The organism is Chryseobacterium sp. JV274 (assembly GCF_903969135.1).
Classification (GTDB): Bacteria; Bacteroidota; Bacteroidia; order Flavobacteriales; family Weeksellaceae; genus Chryseobacterium.
In genome coordinates, this window is sequence record NZ_LR824569.1 from 3,235,359 (window position 1) to 3,248,554 (window position 13,196).

At 37.5% G+C, this 13,196-nt stretch carries 9 protein-coding genes; 2 read left to right on the forward strand and 7 right to left on the reverse strand.

Annotation, left to right across the window (positions count from 1 at the left end; genetic code table 11):
- Positions 1–42: 42 nt before the first annotated feature.
- The 7 genes from CHRYMOREF3P_RS24165 to CHRYMOREF3P_RS15005 form a co-directional block, all read right to left on the reverse strand.
- On the reverse strand, positions 43–3,840 hold the full coding sequence (locus CHRYMOREF3P_RS24165; protein ID WP_232539036.1) for a hypothetical protein: 3,798 nt from the start codon (positions 3,838–3,840) through the stop codon (positions 43–45).
- Positions 3,841–3,845: 5 nt separating this feature from the next.
- Positions 3,846–6,020 carry a hypothetical protein gene (locus CHRYMOREF3P_RS14980; RefSeq protein WP_180564945.1) on the reverse strand — a complete coding sequence of 725 codons (2,175 nt, stop codon included), beginning with the start codon at positions 6,018–6,020 and terminating at the stop codon, positions 3,846–3,848.
- 65 nt (positions 6,021–6,085) lie between these two features.
- Positions 6,086–6,712 (reverse strand): leucine-rich repeat domain-containing protein, encoded by a 627-nt coding sequence (locus tag CHRYMOREF3P_RS14985; RefSeq protein WP_180564946.1) that lies wholly within the window; start codon positions 6,710–6,712, stop codon positions 6,086–6,088.
- A gap of 11 nt (positions 6,713–6,723) precedes the next feature.
- The gene (locus CHRYMOREF3P_RS14990) at positions 6,724–7,482 is read right to left on the reverse strand and encodes a leucine-rich repeat domain-containing protein (protein WP_180564947.1); all 759 of its coding nucleotides are present in this window, start codon (positions 7,480–7,482) and stop codon (positions 6,724–6,726) included.
- Between the two features lie 227 nt (positions 7,483–7,709).
- On the reverse strand, positions 7,710–7,880 hold the full coding sequence (locus CHRYMOREF3P_RS14995; RefSeq protein WP_175627173.1) for a hypothetical protein: 171 nt from the start codon (positions 7,878–7,880) through the stop codon (positions 7,710–7,712).
- A gap of 233 nt (positions 7,881–8,113) precedes the next feature.
- Positions 8,114–9,151 (reverse strand): patatin-like phospholipase family protein, encoded by a 1,038-nt coding sequence (locus tag CHRYMOREF3P_RS15000; RefSeq protein ID WP_047380237.1) that lies wholly within the window; start codon positions 9,149–9,151, stop codon positions 8,114–8,116.
- A gap of 255 nt (positions 9,152–9,406) precedes the next feature.
- Entirely contained in the window at positions 9,407–9,907 is a 501-nt protein-coding gene (locus CHRYMOREF3P_RS15005; protein ID WP_180564948.1) for a M15 family metallopeptidase, read from the reverse strand.
- Between the two features lie 205 nt (positions 9,908–10,112).
- Here CHRYMOREF3P_RS15005 and CHRYMOREF3P_RS15010 point away from each other — a divergent pair, with 205 nt between their 5' ends.
- Together CHRYMOREF3P_RS15010 and CHRYMOREF3P_RS15015 are read left to right on the forward strand one after the other, a co-directional pair.
- Positions 10,113–11,696: a Na+/H+ antiporter gene (locus tag CHRYMOREF3P_RS15010; RefSeq protein WP_077413407.1), complete on the forward strand. Its 1,584-nt coding sequence runs from the start codon at positions 10,113–10,115 to the stop codon at positions 11,694–11,696.
- A gap of 193 nt (positions 11,697–11,889) precedes the next feature.
- Entirely contained in the window at positions 11,890–13,161 is a 1,272-nt protein-coding gene (locus CHRYMOREF3P_RS15015; RefSeq protein ID WP_077413408.1) for a Y-family DNA polymerase, read from the forward strand.
- Positions 13,162–13,196 lie beyond the last annotated feature (35 nt).

Genomic DNA, 13,196 nt, shown 5'->3' on the forward strand with positions numbered 1-13,196 from the left:
AGAAATAAAATGGCGGATTAACCGCCATTTTGTTAAAAAATATTAGCCTAAAGTACTGGTGTCTTTTTCTCCATGCTGTAATTGTGCTTCTTCATCTAAACTGAAACTTGTTTCAAACTCCAATTCTGCTGGGTTTTCACAATTCTTAGGATCATTTTCCGGGAAAATCGGTAAAGGCTGCTTCACGGGAAGTCCTGTAGACTTATCCTGAAGAATCGTCAGTGTAGTAGGGATTCTGGTAATCCAGTATTTACCTTGAGGCTCGCCGGTTGGCTGTCTCATTTCATCTACGATACTCATGTACATGGGGTCTCCGATTACAGGTACAGATCCTCCGTTCCAGATCAATCCTGTTTCAAGGAAGAACTGAACGGCTGCTTCGAAACCTGGTTTTACAGTAACGATAATTCTTGCCATACCTGCCTGTAGGAAGCTTCTGAATAGAGGATCCATACTTTCGCTCAGGTAGAACTCCTGCCAGCTCTTACGGTTAGCCCAATAGTAAGGATAGAAGGTATAATCCATGATTTCCCATTCAAATGCCTGTTCCATAAACTTGGCAAGTGCGGTATATCTATCCAGATTATCACTCAGGTATACCTGGAAGTTATCCATTGTTGTTTTCTCATCAGCACCATTTGTTAATTCCTGACCTAATGTAGACAGATAATCCTGTAATAAATAGGCGATACAATTGTGCTTTAATACATCATGCTCCATATAACGGTAGAAAGTATCCTGTCTTTCTTTAAGCTGTGCTTCTTTTTCTTTCTGCTCAGCATCCAATCTTGCCTGATCTTCCTGGAATTTTGTATAAGCTGCTTCATAGGCTTTAATAATTTCATTGAAGCTTTCTGTTTTCCAGTTATTGATAAATGCATCACTCAATTCACAATTTACCACTACTTTGATAGTATAACTTCTAACATTGTGTCCCTTTACCTGGAAAGATATATTACCTGTTATATTGAAACCAGATGATCCATCATCAAAATTAAGATCTCCACCACGTTCAGAACGGCCTATCATATCTCCTTTTAAGTTGGAGAACATTACTTCAGAATAACGTGATCCTGACCATCCGCCCCCTCTGTTTCTTGTTGATCTGCAGGCGAAGCTTGCATTTTTTCCGGCATAGTTGTCCGGAATGGTAAATTGTGTATGATCAACTCCAAAATCGTCATCTGTCTGAGGAACGCTGGAAGCAGTATGAATAACTTGTTTGGTTGCTTCCGGGAAAGCTTCTAAATTCACTCCATACTCTTGAGCCCAATGTTGGATCTGTACAATAGTTGCAGATTTTGGATCTTGCATTAACCAAGGTTCTGGTGCTTTTCTCGGATCTACAGGAGCTTTAAGAACCTGAGCTTTAGCAACAGTAAGAGCCAAACGGTGTAATCTTGAAGGCTCAGGAACCATAAACTCAAACATAGTACGTTTACCATAGTTGTAGATCTGGTTCTTCATTTTCTTGTCAATCCATCTGTAAACTCCTGTAATGTGTTTAGGTTGAGCAGCTTCAGCGTTGTCGGTATTAGTTACTTTTCCTCTGTTATCATATTCATGAACATTGGTTTCTGTATACTCTTTGATGATTTTCTGTACCCTTTCTTCCGAAATTTTAGTCAGAACTCTTTCCATTGCTCTTTCCGTAATTTCCTGAGATTTCATCATGGCCTGTCTTGTGCTGTCATGCTGAGCTGTGTTATTGGCATAGTCTGCTCCGATTTCAAACTTCATGGCACTGTCATTTCCATAGCTGAATCTTGTGTAGGCGGAAATACTTTGCTGCTTCTCAATTTCTTTGGCAACTTCGGTCTGCATATCAGTTCTTGAAGTCTTTGAGGTGTCTGACATTTTCTCTGTTTCCTGGGATTTAGATGTAGTATCCGTAATTTCTGAATATTCTCTGGAAACGGAAGACTTATGTCTCAATTCGCTTGCCATAACATTCTCAATATTGGAAACTTCTCCAGGAACATAAGCATGAACACTTTGTACTACTTTCATATAATCTGCAACCCCAAGTCTTTTTATCCCGAAGTTTTTACGTTTCTGGATCGTTACCGGTTCAGATGTTCCCGGGTTTTCGACGGCCGCACGCTTCAAGGTTAGCATTCCGGTAAGGTTTAGATCTTCTTTTGGGTATTGAATGGCAATATCTCCATAGGCCTGGCTTCCGTTATCAAAAATGATTTCTATTTTGAAACTGAAGCTGCTTCTGAACTTGTTTACCAAACATGCCGGTAAAGTAATTTTATTGTCTACCACAGGAATATTGCTGTAATTTTCTTCAAAAGTTCCGGCAGCATCTGTTGTGGCAGTGATCTTAGCGTTGGCAACACTCCACGAAACATCTTCAACCTCAAAAGAAAAATTAACAAATCCTCTGCTTCCGGATACATTGAAAGAACTGTGTGCATATAAACTATATGCCATTGGAGTTCTGGAAGTATTTTGAATAAGAGGAACTGAAGCTCCACCGATATTTGCATACTGCTGTTCCGGAAGAGGGCTGTTTTGCAGAGCGGTCTCCATGGAAGACGTAATATTGCTTTTTACAACCAGTAAGGCATCAGCATAGCTTTGGATTTCATCATCAAGAACAATGGTCTGAGCGCCAATTTTCAAAGTGTCATGTGAAAGGATCTGAAGGCCTTCTGTATCTTCTGCCAGAGAAACTAATCCCATTGTGGATTCACCGAAAAGCTCAACAAAAAGGTCAAAAGATTCCGGAGAAAGCTTTGCCTGCAAATCTTCTAGATTGATTTCATTTTTGTACGTAAATACGAAAGGAGCCACTTCATATTCCTTTAAACTGCTATAAAGACGTTCTTTTTCTTCTTCAGACATGTCCGGAGTGATTTTGCTGTCTACTTCAGCCAGCTTCTTGTCATAAAGTTCTAAACGCTCTTTGTTTTCTTCCATATATCTGGAATACTCATCCTGGTATGTCTGATGTCTGGATTTATGGAATTTTTTCTGAAGTTTTTCCAGTTCGGAATTCAGAGTGCTTAAAGATTCTTTTCTATGGATAGCTTTGCTGGCAACCAATGAAGCTCTGGCTTCAGATTCCAGTCTTTGAATAGTTTTTGCACCCAGAACCGGTTCAGATGCCTTATTAGCTGTTGTAGAAAATGAAAGGGTCTCAGTATCTTCTGAAAATAAGATGGCTGGTAGTATTATTTTTCCATCCATTGCTTTTTCCAATGGATTTTCTCCATTAATCTTGATAATTTCCTGATCGGTAAGATCCTGATTGCTGGCAAATCCAAGCTGGATAGCCATTAAAATGTGGCTGATTGATTCTTTAATGTAGAAATCTCCCTGGGTAACGATTTGATAGATATAGTTATTCCAAAGTAGGGAAAACGTTGCAATTCCTTCTGTGTTAAGCTGTCTATTGGTGTTAACAAGACTTTTGTAATATTCTGTAACAAAAGCCCAGTCATTGCTGTCTAGTGTCACCTTTTTAGAAAGCTTTCTTCCGACTACTAGAAGGTCTTTAAATGCTCCTTCCTCAATTTTCTTTTCGCTTTCAAATCCAACATTGTTAAATTCACCGGCAGCTCTTTTCATTGCTGAAAACTTCAGTGTTTTGGCTGGTCTTCCTACGACTGCTGTATCAAAAACACCCGTTACTCCCTTGGGTCTGTGGATAAATCCCAGGTTTTTGTCTTTGGTTTCTGTTAATTGTGGGTTTCTCAGACTTACAAATCTGAAAAGTGATTGTGATGCATTATTAGTTGTATTCATAGTATCTGTGTCTTTATAATTGATAATTCCTTCTCCTACTAAGGATTTTGCGACGGTAAATGCTGATTTCTTATCTGTTGACATTTTGTTTATTTTTTTGTGTATTCAAGAGTTAGAGTAAATGAATTAATAAGAGAATAATTATAATCTGGAACATTTAATAGTTCAATTATAGCTCGTTCTCTTTCGATGGTGATGTAAGCTTTTGTACGCCACTGATTTCCGGCAAATGCTGCCTTTACATCATCCCATTCTGTAAACATTTCATTGGAAATAATGGTTTCAAGATCTGGGAATTCAGTTTTCAAATCAATTTCACCTGTTCTTGGAATCTGATCCAGATACAGGGTTTTCTTGTAAACAGGTTTACCATTGATCCAGTTTCCGCCTGTTAGTTCCTCTTTGGTACTGTAAGAATGTTGCTTATCTGCATACTGTTTCTGGATATAATCATTTTTCTCAGCATTGTCCCCAAAATAAGTTTTAGAGCTTAATCCCCTAGGATTTGCTGCTTCATGCTCTATAAGTACAGGTTCATCCAAGTTCGGACTTGCAAAAATTCCTTTTACTCCTCCTCCGTTTGTCTGTCTTAAAGCTGCACCTACGTCACTCAACATCAAACGAGAGCCATGACCATATGCGAAAACACCACTTTCTTTACTTACAGAAACACTAGAGGCATTGGTTCCATCTAAGTTACCGGAAGACATCATAGCAGCTTCAGGAAATAAGCCGAGAATATTTTTTACGCCATCAATTTCGTTCGTTCTATAAATAATTCTTTCTTCCGGATCTTCGTCTGTAAACTGTATATTGCCTGTCATAGGAGCTCCGGTCTCCGTTCCTGTTAATGGAATGAAATCGGTAAAATCTGATAAGTTTTTATATCCAAATACATTACCGGCATTCATAACAGCTACTTTTGTATAAGTATTGTCGGCCAAAGGAGTTCTCTTTGCAGAAACCACGGCATCAAAATCTAACGTTCTGGCGGCAAAGTCTCCACCAATTAAAGGCGTAACAAAATCATGACGTCTTGCTACCGGATTTGATTCAATAACCAATTTATTGAATGTTGAGCCTCCCAATGGGGCATTACAGCCAATAACAACATTGTTGTCACCCCAAACACCCATGGCATGAGTGGTAGAAGCAGCATTATACCCAATAAATGTATTGGAACCCCACGCCCCTGAAGTAGTAACTTTTCCGTAATTCTGACCGGCATAAGCTCCGATAAATGTATTTTGAACCCCATGAGTAAGCCAGTATCCTGCTCCAACACCCAGAGTGGTATTGTACTTGCCATCAATATTTTTAACCCCTGCTTCATCTCCAACATAGGTACACCCGAGAGCCAATGTGGAGTTTTTACCGGCTTCGGTTCCCACCATTACATTATAGCTTCCGGTCGTTAAAAGCGAACCGCTATTGACGCCAACAAGAGTATTCCAATCTCCGGTTGTTAAATTTGCACCTGCAAAACCTCCTATAGCAATATCACTTAGCCCGGTTGTTAGCTTTGGCAGAGTATTGTATCCGATTCCGATTCCATATGTTCCGGTATGATCTGTATTCATATTTCCGAACCATAAAGAGTAAGTTGTAGGACTGAAATTTATTTCACCTGCTCTGCCTTCGCCCGGTTGGAAAATAATAGGTTTGGTTGTTCCGTTGCCTCTGTCAATTACATTTTGTAAATTATCATTCCCGCTAAAAGTTGGTTTATCAGAAAGATCATTATAACTGCCTGTTACAGCTACTTTTTTCAGAGTGACTTTTTCCTGTCCTTCCTGAGATAAGGTCACACTTCCATCTGAATTGGTAGTCGGGGTGATACTGAATTCCGAAAGATTGATATGAAAGGCTGATCCATCATTCTGGGTAATGGTAATGATGTTTTGAGAGGCATCATATGCTGCATTCTCAATACTGATATCACGGGTTGCCAAACTGCTTAAGTCTACTGATTTACTTTGCTGCACTCCATTCTCTCCCGTATAAAATACCGTTAAGATATTTCCATTCAGCTGTGGAGCCTGAATAGCTGTTTGAGTTTCGATTTTATTTTTCCAAAGCTCAACATTTTGTGGGCTTAGATTGGAAGCATCTGAATCTGCTTTTTGAGACAGATCATAGTCTAACTTATCTGCTGGAATTTTTTCATCTTTGTGCCAATAAGAGTTTTGCCATTCCCAGAATTCTTCTTGCACCGGAATGTCTCCGTTTTCGAAATACTTTTTTAATTCTTCTTTTGTTTTCATTTTTTGTTTTGATTGATAAGTTTAAACAATGGCTTTTTTGAGAAAGTATTGCTGGAATTACATCATTATTCTGTGAACCTATCCAGAATAGTTGCTGTTGCCGGAATACCTGCTTCGGTAATATCCAATCCCACGGGTTTTGCAACGGTCTGAAGAGAGGAAATAGCAAATGCATTTTTTCCTACAAACTTTACCGAATTGGGAATGTCTAAAAATGTTATAGGACTTCCTGATAATTGAAATGCTCCGTCTTCAATAGTTTCAATGCCATTCTCCAATACAAGTTTTGATACACTGGCAACCCCACTTGCGAAAGCATATGATTCTACGATCTTACAAGATCCGGGAATGGTCAAAGTCCCTTTCAGATATTGTGCATTGAATGCCCTTGTTCTTATTCTTTCCAGAGATTTTGGAAATACAATTTTTGATATACGTTTGATGGGCATTGAAAAGGAAAAACCTCCAATGATTTTGACTCCTTCGGGAAAAACTATTGTAGATTCTGTACCGGTAATCTCTGTATTATCTGTGGGAGAGTAAGAGAAATCGTCGTAAATTATTAAATCCAATGAGGAGTTGTTTAGCCTTTCACTCTTATGCCAATAGGCATCCTGCCATTCCCAAAAATCTTCTTGCTTTGGGATATCTCCATTCTCGAAATAGAGTTTCAATTCTTCTTTTGTTTTCATTTGTTTAAAATTTAATTGATAAGTTGTCCTCCGGTTACTGTAACTTCAGGATCAAAAGAATACATGTGATACTTTGTGTTTTCTCCTAATATTACTTCTGTCAGTTTGTTGCCTGAAAATGCTCCCGACTCAATATTGAGAACACTGTTGGGGATTTGTATCGCCATAAGAAGGTTGTTTCCGAATGCATACTCTCTGATTTCTGTAACACCATCAGGTAGGGTTACGGAAGTAAGTTTATTAGAGCTGAATAAGGATTTTTCAATAATTTTAAGATTCTGGGAAATGATAAGGTCTGTAAGTTCATTGCCCGCAAATGCACCATAGCCAATCACGGATAGATTTTCAGGAAGCCGGAGGGAGGTTATTTTGTTGCCCGCAAATGCCAGGTTCTGAATTTCAGTGACACTGTCAGGGATGGTAATGGAAGTAATTTGTGAACCTGAAAAAGCGTTCTCACCAATACTTATAATTCCTTCTGGTATTTGTATCTCTGTTATTATGGCGCCCATTGTAAAATAATTAGGGATTCTTAAAGCTCCGGATGGTATGATTACTTTTCTTTTTAAAAAAAAGCCCATTGAAGCATTTTTATCTTTATCCATGTCAGCATAAATGATATTGTATGTACCATTTTCAAGTCCCGAGACTTTTCTCATGTCGATTTTCTCGTCTTTATGCCAATAAGAGTTTTGCCATTCCCAGAATTCTTCTTGCACTGGAATGTCTCCGTTTTCGAAATATTTTTTTAATTCTTCTTTTGTTTTCATAAAACGATGTGTGATTTGTTGGTTAATAAATTGATTGTTATATTCTGTTTTTAGTGAAACAGACTCCGCTTTTATACTATATTTTCAGACATAGTTCTGGCTGTCCAGCATTTTGTGAATGGTGAATTCAAAGATGTTGAGAATGTTTAATGAGATTGCTGTGCGCGTATTAATGAGAATTAAAAGTAGTGCTGGACAGCGTCAGAACTTGTCGTGTTTTATTTTATTTAAAAAGTATCTTCTTCAAGTATACCTTCTTCAAAATCTTCTCTGAAGAAGTTTTCAATAGTGTTGAGATAGTTTTCATAATCTATCTCAGCATTTTCGATATCGCTCCATTCTATGGTATAGAGATCTTCATCGAAGAGTATATCTGTTTTATGATCTGGTGTTTCCATGTTTTGTGTTCTAATGTGTTGGTTATATTTTGAACATATTTCAGGCTGTTCAGCATAAGTGGATGTTGAATTCAAAGGCTTTTTAAAAGTTTTTATGGATTGTTATTTTGTGTCTTTCTGATACTTCAAAGGTAGTGGGGCGAAACGACAAAACTTGACGTGTTTAAAAAATATTTTCTAATTTTTAAATATAATCTTCAAAGCTTATATTGGGTCATTATAAGGTTCAAAGCTTATATTTTGTTTTTGATGAGTTTTTGAACAATCTGATTCAAAGTTTCTCTGTTGTCATCAATATAACTCAGCCCGGCCTGTATCAGATTTTCAATATTAGACCTTCTTACGTTATCCATTGCAGGAGAAGCGTTTTTCAGTGAAGGATTCAGACGGTAATAGTTTTTCTGATTTCTCAAACCAAGGGTCTGAAACATCTGTTCCAGCTGATAATCTACTGTTTCTGCATTGGCAGACATTAAAATATCAATAATCGGGCTTACCCAGCCAATTTTTCCTGATTTTTGAAGCCTTTTAAAAGAATAAGGTCTGGCTTCAATTCCTGTTCCGATAGAAACAATAATCATATCATTTACACCCGGTTGGTTGGCTTTCTGATGGTTTTTTAAAACCTCTGCAAAAGGAATTTTTCTTGCTTCTGCATAAGCACAAAGGGCAGGATTATTGGCAAACATCCCTCCATCAATCAGGCTGAAGATCTGTCCATACATAGATTTGATCTGCACCGGACTAAAATAGGTAGGAGCAGCCGAAGTCGCCCTACAGATATCTTTTACATAGAAGTTATCTGTGCTGAGGTTGGCTTTCCATGAGTTGAAAAGCTTTGCCCTTCTGTTCTCAATATCATAACTTGTTATTAAACATGGTTTTATTAATTCTTTTAGTTCTAAATTTCCAAAAAAGTCATTTAAATTCCTTTCAAGTGATTCCTGTGGAATTTTTTCATTCAATAATCCGAATGGATTAACCAGTTTTTCCCAAAAGGAAACCTGGAAGATATCGCCGCCCTTTTCCGCATATAATTCTAGTCCTTTCTGAATAGAATATTTTGCTTTTCGGGTTTCGTCGGGACATAGAATAATAGAAGCAATCAGACCTCCGGTACTGCTGCCTGCCACCAGATCAAAATAATCTCCAAGCTTTGCTGTGGGTTTATCATAATACTGGAGCTGTTCTTCTATGTAGCGCAGAATAATACAGGTGATGATTCCTCGTATTCCGCCCCCGTCCAAAGAAAGAATGGTTGTCTTTTTCATGTTATTTTTTTCATTTTTTTAAGAAACATTTAGCAGCTTTAGACAAGTAAAACCAATAGATTTCCGAAAAATATCTATTGGTTTCAGCTTATTATAAGGATTGCTTTTTTGGTGTTTTCTTATAAGCAAATATAGACGGAGGAAGCGACAGAACTTGTCGTATTATAAATAATTTTAAATGATTTTATCAAAAAAGAGGACTTTAAACCAGAGAGTTATGATGCCTGTGTTTTTTAAATTTTAAATCAATAAGAATTAAAAAACAACATAATTCTGCTTATCTCTAGGCATCTTCAAGAGCGTTCTCCAGCTGGTTTTTACAGGACCTTTTTTAGAGGGAATATTCTTTTTTTCGAAATGGGGAAGATCCTTGAAGGTTTTCCAGTTTCCACCCCAGTCCCAGCCATGGCGGGCAAAGATTTTCACACACTCATACCAATCAGCAACTTTATCATTATCCCAGTCTTTTGCCGTATCCCAGCTTGCCGTTTTTCCGCCAATTATCAGGCAGATATCTACGGCCAGACCATAATTGTGGATGCTTTGTCCTGCCTTAGCATTGGTCACTTTTTTTCCTGAGGTAATTCTTCCGATCGCATAAAGCTTTTCCTGCTCTTCAAAAGATCTTAATCCCTGAGTGATTCGTATCTTGGCTTTTCCGGTAAGTGCTTCATCACATTCTTGTATAATCTGCTTTACTTCATCTCTTACCATTGGGTGAAGCTTCTGAATTCGTTCTAAGGTTACTTTGTCCATATTTCTTATTTTGTTATAGGACAAAGGTATAGCGCGGAAGCGACGGAACTTGACGTGTTTTATTTAAATTTCTATAACATTTTACCTGAAGTAAAAAAGATTACAGTCATCTTTTAAGTATAAAAAAAATAAGAAAAAATTGTTTTTAAATTTTTAAAAATCAAATAGAATTAGTAAATATGGTGCATAAAAAACACAATTTCAAATGCATACCATCTTACCCTTTTTACTTGCTATGGTAGCGGCTATTGTATTACTCAATATGTGGGCTGCCAGATTAAAAATTGCTTATCCTATTTTACTTGTTGTATTTGGGCTTTTTGTTTCTTTTATACCCGGTTTGCCGGTTGTAAAGATCAATCCGGATCTTATATTTTTTATTTTTTTACCTCCTTTATTATTTGAAGCAGCATGGTCTATTTCTTTTAAAGAGATGAAAAGATGGTGGCGTATTATCGGGAGTTTTGCTTTTCTGGTTGTTTTTTTTACAGCATTGGCGGTAGCTGTAACAGCTAATTATTTTATTCCGGGATTTACTATTGCTTTAGGATTTCTGCTAGGTGGAATAGTATCTCCTCCTGATGCGGTAAGTACAGGTGCCATTATGAAATTTGTAAAAATACCAACTACTACATCCGCTATTCTGGAAGGAGAAAGCTTGCTGAATGATGCGTCCTCATTGATTATATTCCGTTTTGCTTTGATTGCTGTAGGAACCGGACAATTTGTATGGCAGGAAGCTTCCTTAGACTTTTTATGGATGATTATAGGAGGAGCGGGAATTGGTTTGCTGCTGGCCTGGATTTTTGTTCAGGCTCATAAACGTCTTCCTACAGAACCTTCATCTGATATTGCACTCACACTTATTGAACCTTATCTCATGTATTGGGTGGCCGAGCAGTTTCACTGTTCCGGAGTTTTAGCAGTTGTCTGTGGAGGTCTCTATATGTCAGCTAAAAGGATGATATTTTTAAACAGCAGCAGTCGTATAAGAGGATATAGTGTGTGGGAAAGTTTTGTATTTATCCTGAATGGTATTGTATTCTTAATTATAGGACTGGAGCTTCCCGAAATCGTGGGTGGATTACGGTCAGAAGGAATTCCTTTGAAAATTGCTATCCAATATGGCGTTTTGATAACAGCCATTCTGATTGCTGCCAGAATAATAAGTGCATACGCTGCAATGCTGGCCACTTTGATTTTTCGGCCAAGTGTGGCACCGCGGGCATCTTCTGCAAAAAGGCGGTTTCTGATGCCTCTTATGCTTGGATGGACAGGTATGAGAGGAGTTGTTTCATTAGCTGCTGCATTGGCAATTCCTATCACTCTTGAAAACGGACTTCCATTCCCCAACAGAAACCTTATCCTGTTTATTACTTTTGTTGTGATCTTGCTTACATTACTGGTACAGGGCCTTACACTGCCGTATATTATCAAATATGGGCATGTGTTTGATGACTTTACTGATGAAGAAAAAGATAAACAGGTCAGGGAAGAAATAAAACATAAGCTGAAGCAGCACATCTATCATTTTCTTAAAAGTAAGCATGAAAACGAACTGAACAGTCATGCCGGATTAGAACGGATGCTGAAACACTGGGAAGAAAAAATAGAGGTCAATGATACCGAATGGATGAATGAAAAAACAAAAGATATCTTTTTTGAGATGCTGGAAAGCCAGAGACAGTTTCTTGCAGAACTCAATAAAGATGTTTCTATTGATGAAAGTATTATTCGTCATCAGCTTTATCAGATTGATCTTGAAGAAGAGCGGTTAAAAATGATTTAATCTGTACGATGGTTATTGAATAATAATGTTTTTGAAAACAAAATTAAAGCACTAATACGACAAAACATGTCGTATTTAAAAATTTTATCCATTTGTTTTTCAGGTTGTTAAATATGATGTTAATTATAGTGTAAAAGATTATTTTATTCTTTAAAAGCTCTAATTTTGTATAGATATTTACTATACAATTGTCATGTACGCTCTGGTAGACTGTAACAATTTTTTTGTTTCCTGTGAAAGGACTTTAGATCCTGATCTTGAGGGCAAACCCGTTGTGGTTCTTTCCAACAACGACGGGTGTGTTGTATCCAGAAGTAAAGAAGCAAAAGATCTGGGAATTCCTATGGCAGCTCCGGCATTCAAATACAAGGAGCTTTTTCAAAAACATGATGTGAAAAGTTTTTCTGCAAAATTTGAATTGTATAATTATAAAAGCCAGCAGGTGATCAATATTGCCAAGTCCTATGTTCTTGATTATGAAGTCTACAGTATTGATGAGCTTTTTCTTGATTTAACAGGATTTAAATATATCGATATGTATGAATATTGTTCTAAAATCAAAAAAGAAATTGATGAGAAAGAAAATATTCCTGTAAGTATCGGAATTGCTCCCACTAAGACTTTATGCAAAGTTGCGAACAGAATCGTAAAAGAATTTCCGGATAATTTTAATGGAGTTTATATTATGGATACTCCTGAAAAAATTGAAAAGGCACTGAAGTGGCTTAATATCGGAGACGTGTGGGGAATCGGAAGAAGGCTGGCCGTCAAAATGAATGACTGTGGTGTTCATAAAGCCTGGGATCTTCTTCAGAAACCTGAAATATGGGTCCGGAAGATTATGGGAATTCATGGAGTAAGGATGATCAATGAACTGAAGGGAATTCGTCAGCTGGAACTGGACGCTCCTTCTCCTAAAAAATCTATTGCTGTTACCCGAAGCTTTATGCAGATGCTTACGAAAAAAGAAGAAGTAAGAGAAAGGGTAGAAACTTTTGGAATGTACTGTTCAGAAAGACTAAGAAAGCAGAATACCTGTTGTAAAATGATTACTGTTTTTGTACAGACCAACCGCTTTAGGAAAGATCTTCCTGAATACAGAAATGCAATGACCCGGATTCTTTCCAATCCTACGAATTCATCAATCTTATTAGGAAGAGTGGTGAATGAACTTTTTGAAGCCATTTACAGAGACGGGTTTCATTATAAAAGAGCAGGAGTGATAGTGAACGATTTTGTCCCCGAAGATCAGAGACAAATCAGTCTTTTTGAAGAAGATATACAAAACCAGCATCTTCCCGTGATGAAAGCTATGGATGCTATGAATAGAAAATATGGGAAGGATAAAGTCCGTCTTGGAAGCATGAGTGGTGAAAACACCTTTGGACGTGCAAAACTGTCTCCGGAATATGAAGCTTTCCTGAAAAAAAATACACTGCCGGAAGCCAACTTCAGGTTTCATTAAAGCTATTCCTGGTTCAAAAATTCTGTTTATTTTAG

Excerpts from the sequence above, each read along its gene's own strand:
- CHRYMOREF3P_RS24165 (WP_232539036.1), bottom strand. The coding sequence starts at position 3,840 with ATGTCAACAGATAAGAAATCAGCATTTACCGTCGCAAAATCCTTAGTA.
- CHRYMOREF3P_RS14980 (WP_180564945.1), bottom strand. The coding sequence starts at position 6,020 with ATGAAAACAAAAGAAGAATTAAAAAAGTATTTCGAAAACGGAGACATT.
- CHRYMOREF3P_RS14985 (WP_180564946.1), bottom strand. The coding sequence starts at position 6,712 with ATGAAAACAAAAGAAGAATTGAAACTCTATTTCGAGAATGGAGATATC.
- CHRYMOREF3P_RS14990 (WP_180564947.1), bottom strand. The coding sequence starts at position 7,482 with ATGAAAACAAAAGAAGAATTAAAAAAATATTTCGAAAACGGAGACATT.
- CHRYMOREF3P_RS14995 (WP_175627173.1), bottom strand. The coding sequence starts at position 7,880 with ATGGAAACACCAGATCATAAAACAGATATACTCTTCGATGAAGATCTC.
- CHRYMOREF3P_RS15000 (WP_047380237.1), bottom strand. The coding sequence starts at position 9,151 with ATGAAAAAGACAACCATTCTTTCTTTGGACGGGGGCGGAATACGAGGA.
- CHRYMOREF3P_RS15005 (WP_180564948.1), bottom strand. The coding sequence starts at position 9,907 with ATGGACAAAGTAACCTTAGAACGAATTCAGAAGCTTCACCCAATGGTA.
- CHRYMOREF3P_RS15010 (WP_077413407.1), top strand. The coding sequence starts at position 10,113 with ATGCATACCATCTTACCCTTTTTACTTGCTATGGTAGCGGCTATTGTA.
- CHRYMOREF3P_RS15015 (WP_077413408.1), top strand. The coding sequence starts at position 11,890 with ATGTACGCTCTGGTAGACTGTAACAATTTTTTTGTTTCCTGTGAAAGG.